Consider the following 23,719-nt stretch of genomic DNA (forward strand, 5'->3'; position numbering starts at 1 on the left):
GATCTTGAAGATGGGGATTAAAGAATGACTAAAAAAATCGGCTTGCCGCGTTTACTGATGCTGGGCTGCGGCGACGTCGGCCTGCGCATGCTGCCCTTGCTGCGTCCGCATTTCCGTGTGCTGGCGGTCACCAGTCGGCCCGAACGTTGCGCCGAACTGCGCGCCGCCGGCGCCGTGCCGCTGGTGGCCGATCTCGACCGGCCTGACAGTCTGGCGCGGCTACTGCGACTGGCGCCGACCATCGTACATCTGGCGCCGCCGCAGTCGTCCGGCGAAAAAGACCGCCGCACCCGCAATTTGGCCGCCATTTTACCCGACCGGGCGCGCCTGGTTTATATCAGCACCACCGGCGTCTATGGCGATTGCGGCGGGGCCTTGTTCGATGAGACGCGCAAGGTCAATCCGCAGAACGCGCGCGCGCGACGCCGGGTCGATGCCGAACAGGTCTTGCGCCTCTGGGCCCGGCGCAGCAATTCGCGGCTGGCGATCCTGCGCGTGCCCGGCATTTACGCGCGCGACCGCCTGCCGCTGGAGCGTCTGCAAAAGGGCACGCCGGCGCTGGCGGCGGCCGACGACGTCTTTACCAATCACATCCACGCCGACGACCTGGCGCGCATCGCGGTAGCTGCGATCTTCCGCGCCATGCCCGGCCGCATCTATCACGCGGTGGACGATACCCGGCTCAAGATGGCGGAATACTTCGACGCCGTGGCCGGGGCTTTCGACATGCCGCCGCCGCCGCGCCTGCCGCGCAGCGCGCTGCAACAGGCGGTGACGCCGATGATGTTGTCCTTCATGTCGGAGTCGCGGCAGCTGGATAACCGGCGTCTCAAGCGCGAGCTGGGCGTCAGGCTGCGCTATGCGACCGTGCAGGATCTGTTGGCGAGCATGAAAAAGCCGGAGCCAGGTGTTCCCCGGGCGCTTGTCGTCACCGCGATAAGCGAGGCCATGGGCGAGGTATCAAGCGATGTCAGCACCGGCGAGCCCGTGACCGAGCCCGCTGCAGAAAAGAAAAAAGGCAAAAAAGGGCCGCCCTCGCCGCAAATGATGCTTTTTTGATACCGGTTCAATGCAGACAGGCTTATGTCGCGGTTCCCCTTTCTTGAATGAAATCGCGCATTTCCTTATTCGGTTTTCGAATAAGCATAAGCATTTAAAGTAGTTGTATTGCATTAGGAGCAACAGTAAAGTGGCGCCCTGCATGAAAAAATGTGGGGAAGTATGGGCAATTGATTTGGGCGAGTGCCAGTCGACGCATCAGAGATCAAAGTTCGCCGGCCTCGGCAACGGCAGCTTGGCAAGCCCCGTCCACTTATTGCGCCGCCTGAAGATCGATCCGGCGGCACGGCTGCAGACATTGCACCCGCAGCCCGGTATCAAGAACACCCCGAGCACCACGGACCTTACCAAGACATCGCATGAGATTTTCTTTCAAGAACATTGCCAAGCATTTCGGCGACTTGCACGTCATCGAAGAATTCACGCGCGATATCGAATCGGGCGAGCTGGTGGCGCTGGTCGGTCCCTCCGGTTGCGGCAAGTCGACGCTGCTGCACATGGCGGCCGGTCTGGAAACGCCGAGCGCGGGCAGTCTCACGGCCGACAATCAAGTCATCAAAGGCCCGCATCCTGAACGCACGCTGATGTTCCAGGAAAACGCGCTGTATCCCTGGCTGACGCTGGTGCAGAACGTGGCGCTGGCGCTGGAATTCCAGAAAGTCGACAAGAAGCAGGCCGCCGCCCGCGCCCGCGAATGGCTGGGCAAGGTCAAACTGGCCGGCTTCGAAAATTATTATCCGCATCAGGTGTCCGGCGGCATGCGCCAACGTGCGGCGCTGGCGCGCGCTTTCATTTCGCGCCCCAAGGCGCTGTTGCTGGATGAGCCCTTCGGTGCGCTCGACGCCTTGACGCGCATGACGCTGCAGGATTCGTTGCGCGAGCTGATACGTTCGGAGTCGCCCACCGTCTTGCTGGTCACGCACGATGTCGACGAAGCGCTGTTCCTGGCCGACCGGATTCTGGTGTTCAGCCCGCGTCCGGCCACCGTGCTGAAAGAATTCAATCTGGTGCATCACGAAAAGACGCACGATCTTTCCGAATTCGCGGCAATCCGTCGCGAGATTCTCTGTCTGCTCGGCATTCAGGCCGAACAAGACGAATTTTGCAAGGCAATCGAGGGGGTAGGGGTATGAAACTGAAACGTTTGTGGGCGCCGGCACTGGCGGCAATCGCGGCACTGGCCTTCAGCACGAATGCGCTGGCGCTGGAAAAATTCAAGATCGGCTATCTGCGCGTGATGGATGATGCGCAAGCCATGGCGGCTTATGAGGCAGGCTTGTACAAAAAGTACGGTCTGGACGTGGAACTGATCGAATTCAAATCCGGTACCGACCTCATCAAAGCCATCGTCGGCGGCCAGCTCGACAGCGGCGTGTTCGGCTTCACCAACGCGGTGGCCTGGGCTTCCAAGGGGGCCGATCTGAAAGTGGTGAGCGGCGCGCAACTCGGTTATCACGCGCTGGTGGCGCGCGAAGACTCAGGCATCAAGAAAGTGGCCGACCTGAAAGGCAAGACGCTGGCCTCACAAGCCGAGGGCAGCACCGCCGACGTCGTGCTCAAGGGCGTGGTGCTGAAAGACGCCGGCCTCAAGGAAGACGATGTCAACGTGATGGGCGTGAGCCCGCAGGTGGCGGTGCAGTCGCTGGTCGGCAAGCGCGTCGATGCGGCTTTCCTGTTCGAGCCGCAGGCGCGCATCGCGCAACTGATCGCGCCGGTCAAGCAGATCTATGAAATCGGCGAAGTCTGGCCTTTCCCTTGCATGGTGGTGATCACTTCCGGCGAAACCCTGGCCAAGCGGCGCGATGCCGTCTGGAAGTCGCTGGATGCGCAACGTGACGCCATCACGCTGCTGCAAAAGAAGCCGGCCGAAGCGGCCAAGCTGATCGCCGGCTACTTCATCGCCGAGCCGACCCTCAAGACCCTGAAGCACGGTGAAATGCTGCGCGAAGACGTGATCCGCGACGCCATCAAGAGCCAGACCTTCGGCGCCAAGCTGAACGAGAAGGATCAGAACCGCATGCAGGAAATCTCCGACATTCTGCAACAGCAGGGCACGCTGAAGACGCGCGACGGCAAGCCGTTCAATGTGCGCAGCATCGTTGACCTGTCCTGGCAAAAAGACCGGAAGTTGTGATCGTGATCAGTACGGCGTAAAGCTACTGCGCCCCCCGATCACGCTTCTGTGATGCTCGCCGTACCGCCGTACGGCTGCGCTTCTCGAAACGAGCTCGGGGCGCTCGCTACGCTTTTCGCCGCACTGCACAGCGCCATTTCATTTTTTACCCTGTCGCTTCGCGTTGCTCGCTGCGTACAATATTGAATCTTTATTTTTTGGCCGGATGTTCCGGCCTTCGTCTTTTATAAGTTATGAGCTCTCAGCGTCGCGTTACCGGTCTTCGTAAAAAGCTTGCCATGGTGATGGCGATCGCCTTCATTCTGCTGATGTGGCAGATCGCGGCGTGGTGCTTGCCTTCGTTTCTGATGCCGGGCGTGCCGACGGTATTTGTGCGCTTGTGGGAAGAGGTGCAGTCGCCGGCATTCCGGGTGGCCTTGTGGGGCAGCTTGTATCGGCTGGGCATGGGTTACGGTTCGGCGCTGCTGTTCGGCATCGGTTTCGGTCTGGTCGGCGCGGTGCTGTTCTTCTTCCGCGAAGTGCTGAAGTCGGCCATCGTGATTCTGCAGTCGATTCCGTCGATTGCATGGGTGCCGCTGTTCCTGATTCTGATGGGCTTCGGCAATCTGCCTATCGTGGTGGTGGTCGCCATCGCCGCTTTCTTTCCGGCGGCCTTGTCGGTGATGAATGCGACCGAGAGCGTGCAGCAGGTGCATGTATCGGCCGCGCGTGTGATGGGCGCGTCGCGCGCCGGCATGCTGCGTCGCGTGTATCTGCCGGCGGTCATGCCGGAGCTGATCACCGGTGCTCAGTTGGCCTTCGGCAATGCCTGGCGCGCGCTGATCTCGGCCGAGATGCTGGTCGGTTTCGGCAAGGGGCTGGGGCGCACGCTGGCCTATTCCGGCGAGACCGCCGACATGGTCGGCGTGATGGCGAACATTCTCACCATTGCGATTCTGGCGGCGCTGATTGATCAGGTGATTCTGGAAAATCTGAAGCACCGTCTCCTGCGCTATCAATATGTATAAAGCGGCGTCCGTCGTTGCCTGCGTGAGCTTGGCGCTGGGTACTTTTGCCAGTGTGCAGGCGGGTGTGCTGGACGATGCCAGGGCGCGCGGCGTATTGCGCGTCGGCCTGGATTTTGTGCCGCCGGTCTACACGGCCGGCGCCAAATTCCGTACGCCGGAAGGCATAGACGGCATTCTGGCGGAAGCGCTGGCGGCGCGTCTCAAACTCAAGCCGGAGCCGCTGCGCAATGGCGGCGACAGCAAGGCCTTGCAGGCGATGAAGGCGGCGCGACCCGACTTCGCGCTGGTGATGGTCGACGAGGCCGCCGTGCGCAGCGGCAATGCGGCGAATGCTGCCGACGCCGATGGCAGTGTGCTGATTGCGACCGGGTATAGCGCCGGCGGCATGGCGATCATGCGCACCGACACCGATATCAAGAAGTGGGAGCAGCTCAAGGGCCGCACGGTGTGTCTGTCGGAAGGCGGCGCCTATGTCGGGCAGATGGCGGCGCGTTACGGCGCGATTGAAAAAGTGATGCGGGCGCCGGCCGACTCCTTGCTGGCGGTGCGCGTCGGTCAGTGCGATGCCGCCGTGCACGACGACACCATGCTCAAGGAATTGCTCAAGCTGCCGGAGTGGAAAAAATTCTCTGCACAATTGCCGGCGCCGACGCGTTCGGCATTGATGTTCAAAGTACCGGCCAACGATGCCGCCGCGATCAGCTATGTGAAGCAAGCGGCGGCCGACTGGTCGCGCGGCGATTTCTGGCCGGCGCTGAAAAAGAAGTGGACCAACAATGTCGCGTTCGAAGTCTATCTCGATCAGAACGTGCCGGATTGTCACTGATCGGCTGGCGAAACGGGGCGTTTCGCGTCCGCACGAAACGCCCCGTTTCGTGGTCGGCGATAAAAGTAATGCTTTGATAAAACTTGTTTTCTCATTGGCAATGAATCGCAAAAAATCGTGTCGCATCCGAGCTGTTTATAGGGAAAACACTGAGGCATTGCTCAAAAATGTTGCAGCTTTGGGTGTAAGATGAGGCCATCAGATTTCAATTTCACGCCCCAGACATCAGGAGGTCATGATGGCAGCCGTTGACGCAATCGCATCCACTACCAGTTCCACCACCGTTACCCCGAGCACCGCTTATTCGGTGACCGATCCGAACGAGACCCGCAAGCAGGATGAGGCGCGTGCAGCCGCCAAGGCGGAGCAAACGCGTCTGGATGAAATGAAGGCCGATCAGACGCGCGCCGAGCAAGCACGTGAGCAACGCGCGCGTGCAGATGAAGTGTCGCGCAACTCGAACGGCGAAGTGATAGGCACCACGATCAGCACCACTGCCTGATCACGCAATAGTTCATGCATCGTTTGCGCTGAGGTGCAGACGACGATAAAAAAGCCCGCAATATTTTGCGGGCTTTTTGTTTTCTTTCCTGCGCAGTTTCAGACCGGCATGGCCTCAAGGTCGCGTCCCGCCCTGAAGTTCGGCCGGCGTGCCGAACGCCGGCAGGCTCTGCGTACTTTCAGCGACGGCATGGGCCTCCGCCACGTCGGCGGACTCCGCCCCCATGGCTTTCACCGCCAAGGCAGCGATCAGGGAAAACACCGTGATCAGCAAAGCCACCATCCACGGACTGCCCTGATTTTTTGCCAGCAGCAGCGAGGACAATACCGGCGTGATGCCGCCGCCCACCAGCGCGCCGATCTGATGCGCGATGCCGACGCCGCTGTAACGCACGCGGGTGCCGAACAGACCGGCAAACAATGCGCCTTGCGGGCCATACATCATCGGATGGATCACGCCCAGCGCAATCGCTACCGCCAGACCGACCATCAGCGGCTGAGCGGTATTGATCATGCCGAAGTAGGGCCACACGCAGACTGCGGCGCACAGCGTACCAAGGATGTACATGCGGCGATGGCCGATGCGGTCCGATAGCGCGGCGAAGAAGGTATTGCCGAAGATCGAGATACAGGCGCCGATCAGGATCGCATTCAGAATCATCGGCTTGCCCAGCTTGAGCTGGCTCACCGCATAAGCAGTGGTGAACACCAGCACATTGATCGGCCAGGCGATCTCGCCGGCGCGTGCAATCGAGGCCAGCAGAATCTGTTTCTTGTGGTCGCGCATCAGCGTGCGCAGCGGCGTCTTGCTGACTTTGCCGGCTTGCTTCGCGGCTTCGAACTCATGCGACTCCGGCAAGCGTGCGCGCGCAACCACGCCGATCACCACCAGCACCATGCTGAACAGAAACGGCAGACGCCAGCCCCAGCTCAGGAAATCCGCTTCCGGCAATTTGGCGGTCAGCGACAAGGCCAGGGTCGACAACACCAGACCCGCCATGCCGCCGCTGGAGCTCCAGCTGCCGAACAGGCCGCGCTTCTCCCTGGGTGCATTTTCCACCGCGATCAGAATTGCACCACCTTGCTCTCCACCCAGCGCAATGCCCTGAATCAGACGCAGCAGGCACAACATGACCGGCGCCCAGATGCCGGCGCTGGTGTATGTCGGCAGCAGACCGATCAAGGTCGAGGCCACGCCCATCACAATCAGCGTCGCCAGCAGAATCGACTTGCGCCCGTAGCGGTCGCCGAGATAGCCGCACAGGATGCTGCCCAGCGGCCGTCCGAGGTAGCCCGTGGCATAGGTGGCAATCGCCGCCAGCGCGCCGGTCAGCGGATCGAGCGTGGGGAAAAACAGTTTGTTGAACACCAGCGCGGCGGCGGTGCCGTACAGCAGAAAGTCGTATTGCTCGAGCGCGGTGCCGATGAAGCTGGAGAGAAACACAATGGCGCGGCGCGGTTTTTTCGGCGGAGAAGCGGAGAGGGCGGCAGATGTAGAGGTAGACATGGACTGCTCCTGGCTAGGCAGAATTCTGAATGGAGAGAAGGGCGACGAATGTCGGAAGCTTCAGCCAGCGCGCATCAGCAACGCTGGCGCAGCACACGCCGCGCAAACATCGCGAAGCTGGCCTTGACGATGCTGGGCGACAGCAGGAAGTCGTGCGACTCTTTTGCCAGCGCGGGGTCGAGTTCCCTGAGCGTGCCGTAGGCTGCCATCGCCTGCAGTTGATTGCGTGCCGCGCGCTCGATCAGCACCGACAGATACAGGCTCTCTTCGACGCTGGAGGTGGCTGCCAGAAAACCGTGATTGACCAGCAGGATGGTGCGCTTGTCGCCCAGCGCGGCCGAGATGATTTCGCCCTCCTGATCGGCAATCGGCAGTCCCGGCCATTCGCTCAGAAACGCGCAGTCGTCGTGGAAGGGCGTGGCGTCCATGTGCGCAATCGCCAGCGGCTGGCCGGTCATGCTGAGCGTCGACACGTATTGCGGATGGGTGTGGATGATGCAGTTCACATCACTGCGGCGCGCATACACCCACAGGTGGAAGCGGATCGCCGGATTCGGCACGCCTTTGCCTTCCAGCACTTCCAGTTGGTCGTTGATGCGGATCACCGAGCTGGCGTCGAGTTCGTCGAAGCCCTGCGCCAGCGGCGTGGTCAGAAAAGTGCCGTCGCTCTGACGCAGTGTGATCTGGCCGGCCAGCGTTTCGGAGTGGCCTTCGGCCGCCAGAATGTTGCAGGACAGCGCGATCTTTTCGCGCGGCGTCCAGTCGCCGTAATCGAGCCCGCCCGACATGCGGCGCAGCGCCTGGCTGGAAACATCTTCTTTGGCTGGCGTGATCAATTTCTTCTCCCTCGTATAAATATCGGTGGGACAAGATTAGCGGCCGACGGCCGTCACGACTGACACCTGAGCGCACGGCGGCATGTCTGCAAGCGCCGTCGCACGATGGCGCAAGAAATCAGGCTAGTGCCGGCTCAGGCATGGGCCGGCATCATGGGATCCGGAGAGGATGTGAAGGTGGAAGATGCTGTGCCACGCAAGGCCGAAGGCGGCACGCCGTAGCGATGGCGGAAACTGCGGCTGAAATGGCTGGCGTTATTGAAGCCGACGCGAAAGCCGATGTCCGATACCGAGAGCTTGCTGCAGGCCGGGCTGCACAGATCGGAATGGGCGCGCTCCAGTCGTCTTTCCAGCAGGTAATTGCTATAGCGATGGCCGTGGCTGGCGAACAGGCGATGCACCAGCCGCGGCGAAATGCCGAGCGCCTGCGACAACTGGCTGACGCTGAGGTCCGGCTCGCACAGCATGGCGTCGAGCGTGCTGACCAGTGTTTCCCAACGGGTTTTCTGCTTGTCGGCGGCGCCGGCAGCGGGCGCAGTTTCGGCCTGCTGCGACTCGGCATACACCGCCGACAGCAGCGAGACGAAAGCCTGCTCGGCGTGATAGATGGTGTTGAGCGAATGTCCGGCGGTCTCACTGTGAGCGCCAGAGAGCGCCGGCAGCACCTCTTGCGCGTATTGCCAGAGCGCGCTGCGCAAGGGCGAGTCGCGGCGCGCCAGGGTCGGCATAAAACGGTCGAAGCGGCTGGTATGGGCGCCGTTGAAACGGCTGAAGGAAAAGCGCAGCAGCAGGAAGCGGCAGGCGCTGGCGTTCTGCACCGTCGAGGGCATGCGCGCCTTGCGGTAGAACACATCGCCGGCATTGAACTGCAGCTCGACGCCGTTCTGCGATACGCAACCCTTGCCTTCCAGCACGATGCTGGCCAGCACATCGTTGGATTCCAGTCCGGCAACGTGTTCCCATTCATGCCGCACCATGGTGCCGGCCGGCAGCGCGGCGATGATCATCACGCCGCCGCCGACCAGACGGCAGGCCGACAGTGTGCCGGGGAGGGCGGCATCGGTGCGGATGTCGCCGGGCCCGACCAGATCGTCGAGGGCGTATTTCAGGTGGTGTGTGGAAAATGCATTGACCGGATGCAGCGAGGGCATATAAGGCAGACCGGAAATCAGGGATGTCGGCACGGCGAAATCTCCTCAAAGCTTGGGCGGATGGCAATGCCATCATACAAGCAATTTCCGTGCTTGTTCGGCACCTGAGGCTTGGCGGGAGCGGGCTGCGGCGGGATTTGGACGCATTGATGCGGACTGGCGCATGCAGGCAAGCTCAGTTGCTGAAGATGGCGTGCACGGGCATGCGCAGCGGGACGTGATCGGCTAGCAGAAATCACCTTGTTCCTGGCCTGCTGCCCTTCGGTGAAGCTCAAAGAGAGCTTGAGCGATCTTTTCCTCCGTTCGGGCCGAGCAGGTCCGCAGGACCATATCGAAGCCGGCGCGGCACCTTCGCCGTTCCTGGCGGCCCTTCGATATCCGATATCCTGCTTTGCAGCGACTCAGGGCGAACGGAATTTTGCTATGAACGCAATAATAAAAATGCCGTTCAGTTAAGACTGAACGGCATGACAGATCAGCCCGGCATTTTATTTAGTTAGGCGCATTCAGCGAACCCAGCAACCAGGTTTCCGCGAGATCGATCTGGTTGATCAGCATCAGGAAGGTTTCATCGTTGATGCGTTGCTCGGCGCGCAGATAATGCACTTCCTGGCGTTCGGCGCGGATCGCTTCCAGCCGAAGTTCGCGTTCGAACTGTTTGAAGCGGTTGGCGGTGCGCAGGGTTTCTTCACTGCCGCTTTCGGCATCCATGCGCATGCGGTAAGTCGCCAGCAGGCTGCCGCTGACTTCGGTCAGCAGACCCAGATCGGCCTCATCCAGCTTGGCGCCCATGCGCTCCTGAGCGGCCTCGATGCTGCGCACGGCGGCTTCCGAAAGACGCAGGCGGGCCGAGGTCTCTTCCGAGTGGCGGCGTTTGACTTCGGCCTCCAGGCGCAGATCCTTGAGCAGCCAGGGCAGGAAAAAACTGCCGAACAGCAGCGAGCAGACGATCACGCCGGTGGCCAGGAAGATCAGCAGATCGCGTGCCGGGAAGGGCCCGCCGCCAGGCATGGTAAAGGGGATAGACATCACGCCGGCCAGCGTGATCGCGCCGCGCACGCCGGACAGCGAGGTGATGCTGATCAGGCGCAGATCGAAGCGGCGATGGCGCGCGCTCTGGCCGCGCACCGCGCTGGCAAATTTTCTGAGACGAAGATTGATCCAGACCCAGATGAAACGCAGCACCACCAGCGCCACCGTGATTGCGGCGATATAGCCGAACAGATGCCACACCGGCACGTTGCCGGCCAGTTGCGCATCGAGGTGGGCGAGGCTGACGATGCCCGGCAATTGCAGACCCAGCAGCAGAAACGACATGCCGTTGAACACGAATTCCATCATGGTCATGATGCTGCGGCCCTGCATGCGGGTGGCCGCCGATTCGCCGCCGGCAGTTTCGATATAGGGCATCAGCATGCCGGCCGAGACCGCCGCCAGAATGCCGGACAGGCCGAAATGTTCGGCGAAGATATAGGCCGAGAACGGAATCAGAATCAGCAGCACCACCTGAATGCCGGGCTCGTCGCCGCTCCATTCGATGATCTTGCGCCGCACCAGCCCGAAACCCCAGGCCACGATCAGGCCGACCGCAATGCCGCCGATGGCGATCAGCACGAAGCTGATGCTGGCGTCGAACAGCGAAAACGTGCCGGTCAGCACCGCCGCGATGGCGAACTTGAATGCGACCAGACCGGAAGCATCATTCATCAGCGCTTCACCTTCCAGCACATGCTGCATCGAGGCCGGCAGGCGGCCCTTGCCGATGATGGACGAGACCGCCACGGCATCGGTCGGCGACAGCACCGCCGCCAGCGCGAACGCGGCCGGCAGCGAGATCGCCGGGATCAGCCAGTGAATGAAGTAGCCGACGCCGACCACGGTGAACAGCACCAGCCCCAGCGCCAGCGCCAGAATCGGTTGCGCCAGCCGGAAGAATTCACGCTTGGGCATGCGCCAGCCGTCGGTGAACAGCAGCGGCGGAATGAACAGCAGCAGGAACAACTCCGGATCGAAATCGATGCGCAGGCCGAACATCGGCAGCGCCAGCAGGGCGCCCAGTCCGATCTGGAACAGCGGCAGCGGAATATTGACGGGCATCAGGCGCGCCACCACGCCGGAGACGGCGACGGCGAGCAAGAGGATCAGAACGGTAAAAACTATTTCCATGGGCCGGCGTGAGATTTTCTTGTTGGTCTGAGCGCGCAGCTGCAGCCTGAGCCACCGCCACAGCGCCGGCGATACAGGCAGGGCCGGCATCGCAGCGAAGCTGTAAGTATAGAGCGGATGGTGCGCCCGGCAGCGAAACCCGATGCGGCATACAATCATCGGCTTCAGGCAAGAGCGTGCCAGATGGCACAGCTGAGTCGGGAGACCGGCCATCGCAAACAGCCGCGCAGCGGACATGCCGCACCGGCGTTGGCGAATCGCAGCATGCACATCCGTTCCGCGAGGACAGCACATGGAGCCACAGTCGCCGATTGCAAGATTTACATTTGTAATCCGCTGTAGCAGAACGGGCCTGCGACCGGCAGCATGCGCCGCCTGATCAAGATCATTCCGCAATCAACGTGAAGGAGTTCTGATGCAAAAACGTCAACTTGGCAATTCCGATATTCAGGTGGCACCGCTGGCCTTCGGCGGCAATGTGTTCGGCTGGAGCATCGATGAAAAGACTTCGTTTTCCATCCTCGACAAGTTTGTCGAGTCCGGTCTCAACCTGATCGATACCGCCGACGTCTACTCGCGCTGGGTCGAGGGCAACAAGGGCGGCGAGTCGGAAGTCATCATCGGCAAATGGCTGGCGCAAGGCGGCCGGCGCGACAAGGTGGTGATTGCCACCAAGGTCGGCAAGGACATGGGCGACGGCAAGGTGGGTCTGAAGAAGGATTACATCAAGCGCGCGGTGGAAGATTCGCTGCGCCGCCTGCAAACTGACTACATCGATCTCTATCAATCGCATGACGACGACAAGAGCACGCCTTTCGAAGAAACCATGGAAGCCTACGGCGAGCTGATCAGGCAGGGCAAGGTGCGCGTCATCGGCGCCTCCAACTACGACGCCACGCGGCTGGCCGAAGCACGCGCCGTCAGCGCACGCCTGGGTTTGCCGACCTACCAGACCCTGCAGCCGGAATACAGCCTGATTGCCCGTGAGGATTTCGAGAAGAATCTGGAACCATGGTGCCTCAAGCATGGCGTGGGCGTGATCGGCTTTTACTCGCTGGCCAGCGGTTTTCTGAGCGGCAAATATCGTTCCGAAGCCGACCTCGGCAAGAGCAGCGCACGCGGCAGTCGCGTCAAGTCCTATCTGAACCCGCGCGGCCTGAAGATTCTGGATGCGCTGGACGCCGTCGCCGAGCGCTACAGCAGCACGCCGGCCAGCGTCGCTCTCGCATGGCTGATCGCGCGTCCCAGCGTGACCGCGCCGATTGCCAGCGCCACCTCGCTGGAGCAACTTGGCGCGCTGGTTGCGGCCACGCAGCTGGCGCTGGATAAAGACGCCATTTCGCAACTGGATGCCGCCAGCGCTTACTGACGCCATGCTGACCATTTGCTGATATCTGCATAAGCACGCCCCGGCATTGCCGAGCCAAGCGCTTCGGCGATGCCGGGGCGGCTTGCGGGCATCCCTGCCGCCTCTTTTCTCTTTCTCTGCTTTTCAGGCATTTTCGTCCGTCCTGGCTCCCTCCTTCTTACATTGCAGCGCCTACTCGCCTTGGTCTGCCCTGTCCGCGCTGCACGGTTTTGACATGCCCGCTGGGAATGTCTCCGGCTTCTGTCCTACATGCGATGCGGGAGAAATCTGACAGTCATTTTTAAATGCCGCAGGCATAATTCCGGATTGCGAGGGCTGCAAAAAAATAAACTGGCCGGGGTGAATCCGGCTCAAAATGCACATGATAATATTCTTGGCCATCGCCCGTAGCGGCGGTCGACATTGGTCTGTAACAAGACGCTGAGTTAAGCAATCTGCAGCAGAGCTTCAATACGTAAAAATCATAAACGCAGCCGTTTGCAGTATGACGCTACCGATTCTCGATCCTCGATCTCCAAGTCTTGATCTTGTCAGCGGCGCGGCATGTCTGCGAAGGGCCATAAAAGGGTCTCAAGAAATGTCGACAGGACAGAACAAAAAATTAGCGCAGGTCATTCGGGATAACCACGAAACGCTGTTGAAGGATTGGCTGGAAACACTGGCCAACCGCCTGGGGAAGCGCGACAAGAACGGCGAAACGGAAATCCGCCGGCAGGCCGCGCAGTTTCTGACACTGCTGGTGAATGTGCTGGATTCGCCGCAGGGCGTGAGCATCGACACCGCCGAATGGAGCGAGGTGCGTCATCTCTTGTCGGACTTATCGCGTTCGCGTGTACAGCAGGGGTTTTCCTCGATTGACACCGCCAACTTCATTTTTGCGCTCAAGGAACCGCTGTTTTCCTATCTGCGGCAAAGCTTCGGCGATGATCTGAACGGCCTGGCTGAAGAGACTTCCAGCACCAGCGTGCTGTTCGATCAGCTCGGTCTGTACACCATCGACGTGCATCAGAAAGCGCGCGAGCAAGTGATTCTGCGTCAGCAGCAAGAGCTGCTGGAGTTGTCGACGCCGGTCGTGCAACTGTGGCAGAACGTGCTGGCGCTGCCGCTGATCGGCACGCTGGACAGTGCGCGCACCCAGGTCGTGATGGAAAACCTGCTGCAAAAGATCGTCGATACCGGCGCCGTCATTGCCATCATCGACATCACCGGCGTGCCGACCGTCGATACCCTGGTGGCCCAGCATCTGATGAAGACCATCGCCGCTGCACGTCTGATGGGCGCCGACTGCATCATCAGCGGCATTCGACCGCAGATCGCCCAGACCATCGTGCACCTCGGCGTCAATCTGGAAGATGTGATTACCAAGGCCACGCTGGCCGATGCCTTCCTGGTCGCTCTCAAGAGAACCGGCTCCACCATCACCCTGGGTGCCAAGGAGTAATTCCTGATGGAACGCATTCCAATTCTGAGAATGGGCAAGCTGCTGCTGGTCACCATTCAGGTCGACATGCATGACCGCCTGGCCATGACCTTGCAGGACGATCTGACCGAGCGCATCGTCAAGGATGGCGCCAAAGGTGTACTGATCGATATTTCAGCACTCGACATCGTGGATTCCTTCATCGGCCGCATGATCAGCAATACGGCTTCGATGGCGCGCATTCTCGATGCCAGCACGGTGGTGGTCGGCATGCAGCCGGCGGTCGCCATTACGCTGGTTGAACTTGGCCTGACGCTGGACGGCGTGAGGACTGCCCTCAATATCGACAGAGGCATCAAGCTGCTGGAACGGGACCTGTCGTGAACTGCGATCCCGGAGTGCTTATGGGCGTATCTGTTCCTGCTGCATCACTCTTCTCGTATGGCGGAGGCATTGCTTGAATCAGATTGAGCAATCAGTGTTGCCCTTGCACAGCGACGAAGATGTCGTGCGTCTGCGCAAGCAGGTGAGAGACCAATTGATAAAGATGGGTTTTTCGCTGGTCGAGCAAACAAAAATGATTACCGCCGCCAGCGAGCTTGCGCGCAATACCTTGCGCTATGGCGGCGGCGGCGAAGCGCACGTGATTGAGTTGAACAATGGCAGCAAACGCGGCGTTGAACTGAAATTCGTGGACGAGGGGCCCGGTATCGTCGATATCGCGCTGGCGCTGACCGATGGCTACACCACCGGCGGCGGACTGGGTCTTGGTTTGAGCGGGGCCAAGCGCCTGGCAGACGATTTTGAAATCGATACCCGCCCGGGTGTCGGCACTGCCGTCACCATCAGGAAATGGAAACTGTTTTGAACATCGAAGGTGCGCAGCGCCTATTCAAGATCAATGAACCGAGCGATGTCGCAGTGGCGCGTCGCGCCGGCGTGGATCTGGCCGCGTCGATCGGATTCTCAGAAGTCCTGAGCGGCCAGCTGGCGATCGTGATTACCGAGGCGGCGACCAACATCGTCAAGCATGCGCAGCAGGGCGAGGTGCTGTTGCGCATCATCCAGCGCCAGCAGGACAGCGCCGGCGGCGAGCTTTCCGTGCTGGGCATTGAAGTACTGGCGGTGGATGCCGGCCCAGGTATTGCCGATCTTGATTTTCAGATGCAGGACGGACATTCGACGGTCGGCACCTATGGCGTGGGGCTGGGCTCAATACAGCGTCTGTCGCATTACATGAGCGTGTATTCGCAGTCGGGCAGCGGCACCGTGCTGCTGGCAATCCTGTGGAGCCGCGAAGGCAGCGTCGACAATACCGAGTGGGAAGTCGGTCTGGTCTGCCTGCCGCTGCCCAGCGAACAGGAATGCGGCGATGCTGCCTATGTCGACGATTCCAACGGCACGCTGATCGCCATGGTGGCTGACGGTCTGGGCCACGGCCCGGAGGCGGCGCTGGCTTCGGGCGCCGCAGTGGAGGCGCTGCGCAGCTCAAGCGCCGCGGGCGGCCTGGCGAAGGTGACGCCGCAAATGATGCTGCAGCAGATACATCTGGCCATGCAGCGCACCCGCGGCGCCGCCATCGCCATCGCGCAGATCAGCCGCGCCACCTCGCAGCTGACATTTGCCGGCGTCGGCAATATCGCAGGTTGCGTGATCACGGAGCAGCGTCGCAATCATCTGATTTCGCATAACGGCATCGTCGGCAGCAACATTCGCAAGATCCATGAGTTCGCGCTGGAGTGGCCCTATCAGGCCCTGCTGATCCTGCATTCGGACGGGCTCAGCACGAAGTGGGATATGAATGCCTATCAGGGGCTGGTGAATGCGCATCCGGCGCTGATCGCTGCCGTGCTGTACCGGGATTTTTATCGCGGCCGGGATGACGTGACAGTGCTGGTGGTGAGGCAACATACCTGAAATCATCTGACATACGTAAGACTATGACACTACGCATACTGACTGCATCGATCAGAACCGAACTTGACGTCGTCAGTGCACGGCAGCGCGCGCGCCAGATTGCCGCGCTGTGTCATTTCGGCCATCAGGATCAGGTCCGCATCGCCACCACCGTCTCGGAACTGGCGCGCAACATTTTCAATTACGCCGATACCGGCCGTATCGAGTTCTGCATCGAGGGCGATACTTCGCCGCAGATCCTGGTCATGCTGGTTGAAGACGTCGGCCCCGGCATCGCGCATCTGGACGCGATTCTGGCCGGCACCTATCTGTCGTCGACCGGCATGGGGCTGGGCATACCCGGCGCGCGCAAGCTGATGGATGTGTGCAACATCGAAACCGAGTTGGGCAAGGGCACCCGCATCGAATTGAAAAAACTGCTGCCCAGCAATGCACCGCTGATCACCAGCGCGGCGCTGGGCGTACTCAGCGCCAGTCTGGCGTCGCTGCCGCCCAACGTGGCGCTGGCCGAAGTTCAGCAGCAGAATCACGAATTGCTGGGTACGCTGGCCGAACTCAAGGCGCGCCAGGAAGAGTTGATGCAACTGACGCGCGAGCTGGAAGATACCAATCGCGGTGTGGTCGCGCTGTATGCCGAGCTGGATGAAAAAGCCGAGCACCTCAAGCGCGCCGACGAAATGAAATCGCGCTTTCTCTCCAACATGAGTCATGAGTTCCGCACGCCGCTGAGTTCGATACGCGCGCTGTCCAAGCTGCTGCTGGACCGGGTCGACGGCGAGCTTTCTGTCGAGCAGGAAAAACAGGTCAACTTCATTCTGAGCAGCGCCGTGTCGCTCTCGGAACTGGTCAACGATCTGCTGGATCTGGCCAAGATCGAGGCCGGCAAGATTGAAATCCGGCCATCCCGCTTTGAGGTGGTCGATATGTTCAGCGCCTTGCGCGGCATGCTGCGTCCCTTGCTGGTGTCGGAGCGGCTCAACCTGAGTTTTGTGCCGCCGGCCGGCGAGTGCAGGATGTACACCGATGAAGGGAAAGTCTCGCAGATATTGCGCAACTTCATTTCCAATGCGCTCAAGTTCACCGAGGCCGGCGACGTGATCGTCAGCGCTACCTTGGTGCCTGAGCAGAACAGCGTGCGTTTCACGGTTGCCGATACCGGCATCGGTATCGCAGAAAAGGATCTGGGGCTGATTTTTGAAGAATTCAGCCAGGTTGAAAATCCGCTGCAGCGCCGCACCAAAGGCACCGGGCTGGGCCTTCCTTTGTGTCGCCAGCTTGCCTTGCTGCTCAACGGCTATGTCACGGTCACCAGCACGCCGGGCCAGGGCTCGGCATTTTCCGCCGTGATTCCGCGCAGCTACGAAGCGCGGCGCGAGGTCGAACCCGTACGACGCGCCAGCGAGGACGACACCCGGATTCCCGTCATGGTGGTGGAAGATCATCCGCAGATAAGAATGATCTACGAAAAATTCTTCGTCGATACTGAATTCCGGATGCTGCCCGCCAGCGATGTGCACGAAGCCGAAACGGTGTGGGAGCGCACCACGCCCAAGGCGGTCATCCTCGACATCCTGCTGAATGGCCGAGATTCCTGGCAGTGGCTGGTCAAGATCAAGAACGATCCGGCGCGCCAGCATGTGCCGGTGATCGTGGCGACCGAGGTGGACGACAAGCGCAAGGGACTGAGTCTGGGCGCTGACGTCTACTACCTGAAGCCGCTGGTCAGAAATGAATTGCTGGGCAGCTTGCGCGCCCTGTTGCGGGGCGAATCAGCAAATCACACCGGCCGGCAAGACTCGTCGGATCTGTCTCACGCACGCAGCGTCTCGGACCGCAATGCGATCTGAGCTGCCCCATACTGCAGTCTCCTGCCATAGTGCGGCGGGAGGCTCCACGCCATACTCATGTAGGCTGAACCAAGGACAGGCATATGTCTCTTTCCCCTGTCAATAATGCCGCGCCGGCTTCGTTGATTCTTAACGTCGACGACAACGACGCTGCGCGCTATGCCAAGACGCGGATTCTGATTCGCGCAGGCCATCACGTCATCGAAGCCGCCAGCGGTGAAGAAGCGATGAGCAAGGCGCTGTCCGAGCAGCCGCTGGTCATGCTGCTGGATGTCAAGCTGCCCGATATCAACGGCATGGAAGTGTGTTCGCGCCTCAAGAGCAATCCCGCGACCAGTTCGATTCTGATTTTGCAGACCTCTGCCTCCTACCTGGATGTGGCCGACAAGATCCGGGCGCTCGACGGCGGCGCCGACAACTATCTGTTCGAACCGATCGAACCCGAAGAGCTGGCTGCCAGCGTGAACGCCCTGTTGCGGCTGGCCAGGGTGGAGAGCGAACTGCGCAATGTCGATCGCCGAAAGAATGAGTTCCTCGCGGTGCTGGCGCATGAACTGCGCAATCCGCTGGCGCCGATCCGCAATGCGGTCGAACTGCTGCAGCAGAAAGATCCCGACGCGCCCGCGTGGCAACTCAAGGCGCGCGGCACCATCACCCGTCATCTCGACCACATGGTGCGTCTGGTGAATGATCTGCTCGACGTGGCGCGTCTGTCGCATTCCAAACTCTCGCTGCAGCTCAGACCGGTCGAGTTGCGCAGCTTCGTCGATTCGGCGCTGGAGTCCAGCAATCACTTGCTCAGCCTGCGCCGCCATACGCTCACCGTGAATCTGCCGCAGCAAGCCGTGTGGGTCATGGGCGATGAAGTGCGGCTGGCACAGGTGATCGGCAATCTCTTGCTGAACGCCGCCAAGTTCACCGAGCCTGGCGGCAGAATCGAATTGTCTGCCAGTTCCGACGGCGAATCGCTGCTGATCGCGGTCACCGATAACGGCATCGGCCTCGCACCGGATCGGCTGCAAGATATTTTCCACATGTTCGAGCAGGCTCGCGATCCGGCCGGCGGCATGCACGACGGCCTTGGCATCGGTCTGGCGCTGGTCAAGAATCTGGCGGAAATGCATCAGGGCTCGGTGCATGCCCACAGCGCCGGACCGGGGCAGGGCAGCCGATTCGAATTGCGCCTGCCGCTAACGCAAGTCGCAGCCGATACCCGGATCATGAATGAGGTTGCCGACGAACACAGAAAGAAACGCATCCTGATCGTGGACGACAACGTTGATAGCGCCGATACCCTGAGCGATATCCTGGAAACCTTCGGCCACGAGGTCAAGGCCGTCTACAGCGGCGGTGCGGCGCTGAGCGAAGCGCCGCTCTATCAGCCCGACGCGGTCTTTCTCGACATCGGTCTGGGTGACATGACCGGTTTTGATGCGGCCATCGCGCTCAGAAAACTGACCGGGCTGGAACGGACTTTCCTGATCGCCTTTTCCGGTTACGGCGACGAACTGCATCGCAGCAAAGCCGTCGACGCCGGCTTCGACGACTACCTGGTCAAGCCCATGGACTTCAGCAAGCTGGCGGCCATGAGTTTTGCGCGCAAGGCTTGATCCGGCCGCATGTCACTGTTGCTGCCGCGAGCTGCAGCCATTAAAAAAAACCTGCGCTGACGACAGCGCAGGGGAGAGATGTCAGATTCGGATGTCAGGTTGTCCGGCATTTTTCTTCATGGCCGAACCAGCGTGGCGCGACGTACCCGCATCCGCGCGCCGCGCTCAAACTCCACCTTCAACTTCCCGGCCCATCCTTGCCGGCCATACTGCTCATGGCCGGCGTCGCCATTCCGGTATCCGCCGCCAGACCGCGCGGCGTTGCCGTCAGCATGTGCGCCTTGCGCCAGCCGCCGTAACGGTAGTAGGCCAGCGCCAGTATCACCGAAACCAGCGTGCCCAGCGGGAAGCTCCACCAGATCGCCTCGGCGCCATAGCGCGACGCCAGCAGCTCGGCGAAGGGCAGGCGGATCAGCCACATCGAAATGAACAACACCACCAGCGGCGCCATCACCGCACCGGTCGAACGCACCACACCGAACAGCACCATGGTCACGCCGAACAGCACGAAGGACCATGCCACGATGTTATTGATGTGTTGCGCCACCTGCATGGCCTCTCCTTCGCGCGGCAGGAAAAGACCGAGCGCAGCGTGATCGAACAGGTACAGCAATGCCACCAGCGCACCGGTCAGCAGGAAGTTGAAACCGACGCCGGTCACCGCAATGCGGCTGACGCGATCCCAGCGCCCCGCGCCTACATTTTGCGCCGCCATCGAAGACACGCTGGCGCCGATCGCCAGCGCCGGCATCTGCACATAGGTCCACAATTGCGAGGCCACGCCATAGCCGGCCGTCATCTGCGAACCGTAGCCGTTGACCAGGCTGATCATCACCAGCGCTGACGAAGAAATCACCAGCATCTGCAAGCCCATCGGCAAGCCCTTGGTCACCAGCGCGCGCAGGATCGCGGGATCGGGCCGCAGATAGTTCAGTTCCTTGCTGCGCAGCGCCAGAAAATGTTTGCGCCGGTAGAGGTAAGTAATCATCAGCAGCAGGCTCAGGCTTTGCGCGATCAGCGTGGCCAGCGCAGAGCCGGCAATGCCCATGGCCGGCAGCGGGCCGAGACCGAAGATCAGCAGCGGATTAAGCGCGATGTCCAGCCCCACCGACAGCAGCATGAAAAAGAAGGGCGTGCGCGAATCGCCGCCGCCGCGCAGCGTCATCATCACGAAGTTGTAGAAATACATGACCGGCAGTGCGATGAAGATGATCCGCAGATAGGAAATGGCAAATGGAATCGCATCGGCCGGCGTATGCATGGCGCTCAGAATGTGCGGCGTGAACATATAGCCGAAGGCCGCCACCAGCACCGAGAGCGCGGCGAAGAAGCTGGCGCCGGTGCCGACCACGCGGCGCGCCCGTTCTATATTGCGGCTGCCAACCGCCTGCCCGACCAGAATGGTGGTCGCCATGCTGATGCCGAACACCACGCCGAGCAGGAAGAACAGGATGATGTTGGCATTCGAGGTGGCGGTCAGCGCCGCCTCGCCCAGATAATGGCCGACCCAGATGGCATTGACCGAGGCATTCAGCGACTGCAGCACATTGCTGCCCAGCACCGGCAGCGAAAACAACAGCAGGGTGCGTGCAATCGGACCGTTGACCAGATCGGGACGGGAATTGTCCGGCTTGCCGGGCGGCATGCCGCCGGCAGCGGGAGCGCCAGACGAAGGTGAGGAAGAATCAAGCGATGAAGCAGAAGGCCGTTGGCTGGACATGGAGGGCGCGTATCGGTCGGAGAATCCGACATGCTAGCGCATTCATCGCATGCTGAGCCTTGACTGATGCAAGCGCAGGAAAATAGGTGCGTGAGAATCTTGGGTGGGCGCATCTGAATTACGGCGCGTCGATGCGCCCTTATACCTTTGTATCATTTCTCGACACTCCTCAGCTTGTTACCCTGAGAGCTTGGATGATCGTGTCAGACACTCGTCCTCGGGCGCCACGCATCTTCTTTTGCAGGAGCCTTCCTGCGCAGTATCAAGCTTGAGTCTGCATGCCCATGCAGCGCTTCAGCGCCGCCACGCCATCCTTTCATCAATTTCAACATTACTCAGGGATATCCATGAAGAAAACTGCATTTGCATTGGCCACGTTGAGCCTGCTGAGTATCGACGTGCAAGCGCAAAGCAGCGTCACGATGTATGGGGTGGTCGATGTCGGCATGTCGTACACCAGCAAGGCTGCAAGCGGAAGCGGCAACGGCAGCCGTCTGGCGGCAGATTCCGGCGATCTGACCAGCTCGCGCATCGGCTTCAAGGGCGAAGAAGCTCTGGGCGGCGGCTGGTCGGCCATCTTCAATCTGGAGAACGGCTTCAACGCCGATGAAGGCGGCATGACGACGCCGGGGACCTTGTTCGATCGCAAATCGGTAGTCGGTCTGAGCGGCCCTTTCGGCACGCTTACGCTGGGGCGGCAGGCGGATTTTCTGGAAGACATCGGCCTGAAATATTCGTCGATGCAGACCTTTGGCGGCAACGGCATCAAGGCCGGTCATCTGAATGGTCTGGATCGCCTGACCGGGGCACGCGTCAGCAATGCCATCCGTTTCGACACGGCGGCTTACCAAGGCTTCAGCGGCAATCTGTTCTATGGATTCGGCGAAGTGGCCGGCAGCACCACTGCCGGTCAATCCCTGGGCATCGGCGGCAATTATGCGAACGGTAATTTCGGTATCGGCGCCGCCTATTTTCAGAGCAAGCTGGCGGCCGATGGCGGAACTGCCGCTGCCGGCGACACCGATCTCAGGACCTTCACGCTCGGCGCCAGCTACAAGTTCGGCGCAACCAAACTCTACGGCGCCTGGTCGCAGGTACGGCAGCCGCAACAGACGGCGCTCGCGGCCACCGGCCTGGTCGACATCACCAGCGCGGTCAAGGCCGATATCTTTGACCTCGGTGCGGACTATGCGCTGACGCCGAATCTGCATCTGCTGGGCGGCGTGATTTACGACCGTGCACGCGTGAGTCGTGTCGGCGCCGGTGCGACCACCATCAGCAGCACGCAGATCAACCTTGGATTGGACTACTTCCTTTCCAAACGCACCGATCTGTATGCCATCTATGGCAACCAGCGCGCCGATGACGCCAACAATCCGGGAGTGCTCGGCGGCGCCTATGCCAATGCCCCGACCGACGACCGTGCGCAGCATGTTGTGCGCGTGGGTATGCGTCACAAGTTCTGATCCTGCTTGATGATTTGAGTCTATCTTGAGGGTGCTACCGCAGTAATTTATATGGCGGGCGCGTGAGCAGCGTCCGCCATTTTTTTTATGTTGTGCGTATGGGGTGCGTTTGTTGTGTGCATGTGGCGCTCATGTCGCTCTTTTGGTCTTCGTCACCAGGCATCGCTGCATATCGCTGACTATTCCTAGCTATCGCAGACTATCGCTGCTCTTCACTCGTCCGCACTCGTCCTCATTTTTCTCACTTGTAGCGCTTGCCATGCGAACGCAGCAGCAGTTCCAGCGCCTTTTCCGCCGCAATCGACAAGGGCCGCGAGGTGTTGGTGATGGCATAGATCGGTACGCTGTAGAACGGCGATTTCGGCACTTCCTGCAAGGGCAGAATGGGCTTGAGCATGTTGGCGTAGTGGGTCGGCAGGATGCCGACGTAGTGGGTGCTGGCGATCAGCATCGCGACCGATTCCATGCCGATGGCTTCCGGGCCGCGACGATATCCATGAGCGATGGCGTCTTCCACGAACGGCTGGGCGGCGCGAAATACGATGGGCAGGCTGGCCGGTTTGCGCGCCACGCCATCGGCGTCCTTGCTCTTCACGTAGTAGAGCTTGTGGGTCTCTTCGAACAATTCCAGATAACGCAGCGAGGCGATGCGTGGATGCACATGGTGGATGCCCTTGATCACCAGATCGAGTTCGCGTTCCAGTAGTGCATTGATCAGGGAATTGCTGGGCATGGTCTGCAAGGTCAGCGCGACTTCGGGCGCCATCGTGCCCAGCTCATCGAGTGCGCGCTGAATGCTGCCGGCCGGGTTGCCGATCACGTTGTCGCTCATGCCGAGCACCACCGCGCCCGAGATCATGCCGCGCGCAGCGTCTACTGCCGGCACGATGCGATCCAGGGCATCCAGCGCTTCCTGCGCATAGCGCAGCGCGGTCTGGCCATCCTGTGTCAATTCAAATCCCTGCGGCCCGCGCACGCACAGGATGCAACCCAGGCTATCTTCCACCGCCTTGATCTGGCGGCTGATGGTGGCCTTGGTCATGTTGAGCTGCTTTTCCGCCGCCGCAAAACCCTTGGCCTGGGCCGCTGCGCGGAAGATGCGCAGCGCCCGCAGATCGCGTTCGTTCAGGGTCTTTCTTCTCATCGGTGTGCAGTCTCAAAAAATATTCAGACAAAGACATCT

The 23,719-nt window shown here is 60.7% G+C and carries 19 protein-coding genes and 1 pseudogene; 14 read left to right on the forward strand and 6 right to left on the reverse strand.

The features are described from left to right. Positions 1 to 24 precede the first annotated feature (24 nt). The 6 genes and pseudogenes from PQR62_RS14935 to PQR62_RS14960 all read left to right on the forward strand — a co-directional run. A pseudogene (locus PQR62_RS14935) lies at positions 25 to 894 on the forward strand (SDR family oxidoreductase); the annotation flags it as partial. A gap of 524 nt (positions 895 to 1,418) precedes the next feature. Further along, positions 1,419 to 2,192: an ABC transporter ATP-binding protein gene (locus PQR62_RS14940; RefSeq protein WP_408158762.1), complete on the forward strand. Its 774-nt coding sequence runs from the start codon at positions 1,419 to 1,421 to the stop codon at positions 2,190 to 2,192. Then, entirely contained in the window at positions 2,189 to 3,193 is a 1,005-nt protein-coding gene (locus PQR62_RS14945; protein WP_408158763.1) for an ABC transporter substrate-binding protein, read from the forward strand. Before PQR62_RS14940 ends, PQR62_RS14945 begins: the two co-directional genes overlap by 4 nt. A gap of 233 nt (positions 3,194 to 3,426) precedes the next feature. Further along, positions 3,427 to 4,200 (forward strand): ABC transporter permease, encoded by a 774-nt coding sequence (locus tag PQR62_RS14950; RefSeq protein ID WP_408158764.1) that lies wholly within the window; start codon positions 3,427 to 3,429, stop codon positions 4,198 to 4,200. Then, a complete protein-coding gene (locus PQR62_RS14955) occupies positions 4,193 to 5,026 on the forward strand; it encodes a type 2 periplasmic-binding domain-containing protein (protein ID WP_408158765.1) in 834 nt (277 codons plus the stop codon). Before PQR62_RS14950 ends, PQR62_RS14955 begins: the two co-directional genes overlap by 8 nt. 235 nt (positions 5,027 to 5,261) lie before the next feature. Next, positions 5,262 to 5,528 carry a hypothetical protein gene (locus PQR62_RS14960; protein ID WP_408158766.1) on the forward strand — a complete coding sequence of 89 codons (267 nt, stop codon included), beginning with the start codon at positions 5,262 to 5,264 and terminating at the stop codon, positions 5,526 to 5,528. A gap of 114 nt (positions 5,529 to 5,642) precedes the next feature. On the opposite strand, the gene PQR62_RS14965 is transcribed toward PQR62_RS14960, so the two are convergent. The 4 genes from PQR62_RS14965 to PQR62_RS14980 all read right to left on the reverse strand — a co-directional run bounded on the left by PQR62_RS14965 (position 5,643) and on the right by PQR62_RS14980 (position 11,187). Then, positions 5,643 to 7,034 (reverse strand): MFS transporter, encoded by a 1,392-nt coding sequence (locus tag PQR62_RS14965; protein ID WP_408158767.1) that lies wholly within the window; start codon positions 7,032 to 7,034, stop codon positions 5,643 to 5,645. Positions 7,035 to 7,108: 74 nt separating this feature from the next. Further along, on the reverse strand, positions 7,109 to 7,867 hold the full coding sequence (locus PQR62_RS14970) for an aldolase (RefSeq protein WP_408158968.1): 759 nt from the start codon (positions 7,865 to 7,867) through the stop codon (positions 7,109 to 7,111). A gap of 137 nt (positions 7,868 to 8,004) precedes the next feature. Next, positions 8,005 to 9,054 (reverse strand): AraC family transcriptional regulator, encoded by a 1,050-nt coding sequence (locus PQR62_RS14975; RefSeq protein WP_408158768.1) that lies wholly within the window; start codon positions 9,052 to 9,054, stop codon positions 8,005 to 8,007. Between the two features lie 459 nt (positions 9,055 to 9,513). After that, the gene (locus PQR62_RS14980; protein ID WP_408158769.1) at positions 9,514 to 11,187 is read right to left on the reverse strand and encodes a Na+/H+ antiporter; all 1,674 of its coding nucleotides are present in this window, start codon (positions 11,185 to 11,187) and stop codon (positions 9,514 to 9,516) included. Between the two features lie 415 nt (positions 11,188 to 11,602). Here PQR62_RS14980 and PQR62_RS14985 point away from each other — a divergent pair, with 415 nt between their 5' ends. The 7 genes from PQR62_RS14985 to PQR62_RS15015 all read left to right on the forward strand — a co-directional run bounded on the left by PQR62_RS14985 (position 11,603) and on the right by PQR62_RS15015 (position 19,350). Further along, a complete protein-coding gene (locus PQR62_RS14985) occupies positions 11,603 to 12,556 on the forward strand; it encodes an aldo/keto reductase (protein ID WP_408158770.1) in 954 nt (317 codons plus the stop codon). A gap of 577 nt (positions 12,557 to 13,133) precedes the next feature. After that, positions 13,134 to 13,997 carry an STAS domain-containing protein gene (locus PQR62_RS14990; protein WP_408158771.1) on the forward strand — a complete coding sequence of 288 codons (864 nt, stop codon included), beginning with the start codon at positions 13,134 to 13,136 and terminating at the stop codon, positions 13,995 to 13,997. A 6-nt stretch (positions 13,998 to 14,003) separates the two neighbouring features. Next, entirely contained in the window at positions 14,004 to 14,360 is a 357-nt protein-coding gene (locus PQR62_RS14995) for an STAS domain-containing protein (protein ID WP_408158772.1), read from the forward strand. 73 nt (positions 14,361 to 14,433) lie between these two features. Next, the gene (locus tag PQR62_RS15000) at positions 14,434 to 14,844 is read left to right on the forward strand and encodes an ATP-binding protein (protein WP_408158773.1); all 411 of its coding nucleotides are present in this window, start codon (positions 14,434 to 14,436) and stop codon (positions 14,842 to 14,844) included. Then, positions 14,829 to 15,893: a SpoIIE family protein phosphatase gene (locus tag PQR62_RS15005; RefSeq protein WP_408158774.1), complete on the forward strand. Its 1,065-nt coding sequence runs from the start codon at positions 14,829 to 14,831 to the stop codon at positions 15,891 to 15,893. The genes PQR62_RS15000 and PQR62_RS15005 overlap by 16 nt, the downstream gene beginning before the upstream one ends. Before the next feature lie 23 nt (positions 15,894 to 15,916). Beyond that, complete coding sequence (locus PQR62_RS15010; RefSeq protein ID WP_408158775.1) at positions 15,917 to 17,740, forward strand: ATP-binding protein; 1,824 nt, start codon at positions 15,917 to 15,919, stop codon at positions 17,738 to 17,740. Positions 17,741 to 17,823: 83 nt separating this feature from the next. Beyond that, positions 17,824 to 19,350, forward strand: a complete 1,527-nt coding sequence (locus PQR62_RS15015; protein ID WP_408158776.1) for an ATP-binding response regulator — start codon at positions 17,824 to 17,826, stop codon at positions 19,348 to 19,350. Between the two features lie 178 nt (positions 19,351 to 19,528). On the opposite strand, the gene PQR62_RS15020 is transcribed toward PQR62_RS15015, so the two are convergent. Next, positions 19,529 to 20,995 (reverse strand): MATE family efflux transporter, encoded by a 1,467-nt coding sequence (locus PQR62_RS15020; protein ID WP_408158969.1) that lies wholly within the window; start codon positions 20,993 to 20,995, stop codon positions 19,529 to 19,531. Positions 20,996 to 21,417: 422 nt separating this feature from the next. Here PQR62_RS15020 and PQR62_RS15025 point away from each other — a divergent pair, with 422 nt between their 5' ends. Then, positions 21,418 to 22,536, forward strand: coding sequence for a porin (locus PQR62_RS15025; protein ID WP_408158777.1), 1,119 nt, complete (start codon positions 21,418 to 21,420; stop codon positions 22,534 to 22,536). Between the two features lie 241 nt (positions 22,537 to 22,777). Here PQR62_RS15025 and PQR62_RS15030 read toward each other — a convergent pair whose 3' ends face one another. Next, positions 22,778 to 23,680 carry a LysR family transcriptional regulator gene (locus PQR62_RS15030; RefSeq protein WP_408158778.1) on the reverse strand — a complete coding sequence of 301 codons (903 nt, stop codon included), beginning with the start codon at positions 23,678 to 23,680 and terminating at the stop codon, positions 22,778 to 22,780. Between the last annotated feature and the right edge of the window lie 39 nt (positions 23,681 to 23,719).

Source organism: Herbaspirillum lusitanum, from assembly GCF_046025995.1.
In the GTDB taxonomy this organism is placed as follows: domain Bacteria; phylum Pseudomonadota; class Gammaproteobacteria; order Burkholderiales; family Burkholderiaceae_D; genus Herbaspirillum; species Herbaspirillum lusitanum_A.

Bases quoted from the DNA above. Each gene is read 5' to 3' on its own strand.
- PQR62_RS14960 (WP_408158766.1), top strand. From the start codon at position 5,262: ATGATGGCAGCCGTTGACGCAATCGCATCCACTACCAGTTCCACCACC.
- PQR62_RS15020 (WP_408158969.1), bottom strand. From the start codon at position 20,995: ATGCCGCCCGGCAAGCCGGACAATTCCCGTCCCGATCTGGTCAACGGT.
- PQR62_RS14990 (WP_408158771.1), top strand. From the start codon at position 13,134: ATGTCGACAGGACAGAACAAAAAATTAGCGCAGGTCATTCGGGATAAC.
- PQR62_RS14995 (WP_408158772.1), top strand. From the start codon at position 14,004: ATGGAACGCATTCCAATTCTGAGAATGGGCAAGCTGCTGCTGGTCACC.
- PQR62_RS15030 (WP_408158778.1), bottom strand. From the start codon at position 23,680: ATGAGAAGAAAGACCCTGAACGAACGCGATCTGCGGGCGCTGCGCATC.
- PQR62_RS14945 (WP_408158763.1), top strand. From the start codon at position 2,189: ATGAAACTGAAACGTTTGTGGGCGCCGGCACTGGCGGCAATCGCGGCA.
- PQR62_RS15005 (WP_408158774.1), top strand. From the start codon at position 14,829: ATGGAAACTGTTTTGAACATCGAAGGTGCGCAGCGCCTATTCAAGATC.
- PQR62_RS15025 (WP_408158777.1), top strand. From the start codon at position 21,418: ATGAAGAAAACTGCATTTGCATTGGCCACGTTGAGCCTGCTGAGTATC.
- PQR62_RS15010 (WP_408158775.1), top strand. From the start codon at position 15,917: ATGACACTACGCATACTGACTGCATCGATCAGAACCGAACTTGACGTC.
- PQR62_RS14985 (WP_408158770.1), top strand. From the start codon at position 11,603: ATGCAAAAACGTCAACTTGGCAATTCCGATATTCAGGTGGCACCGCTG.
- PQR62_RS14965 (WP_408158767.1), bottom strand. From the start codon at position 7,034: ATGTCTACCTCTACATCTGCCGCCCTCTCCGCTTCTCCGCCGAAAAAA.
- PQR62_RS14955 (WP_408158765.1), top strand. From the start codon at position 4,193: ATGTATAAAGCGGCGTCCGTCGTTGCCTGCGTGAGCTTGGCGCTGGGT.
- PQR62_RS15015 (WP_408158776.1), top strand. From the start codon at position 17,824: ATGTCTCTTTCCCCTGTCAATAATGCCGCGCCGGCTTCGTTGATTCTT.
- PQR62_RS14980 (WP_408158769.1), bottom strand. From the start codon at position 11,187: ATGGAAATAGTTTTTACCGTTCTGATCCTCTTGCTCGCCGTCGCCGTC.
- PQR62_RS14940 (WP_408158762.1), top strand. From the start codon at position 1,419: ATGAGATTTTCTTTCAAGAACATTGCCAAGCATTTCGGCGACTTGCAC.
- PQR62_RS14950 (WP_408158764.1), top strand. From the start codon at position 3,427: ATGAGCTCTCAGCGTCGCGTTACCGGTCTTCGTAAAAAGCTTGCCATG.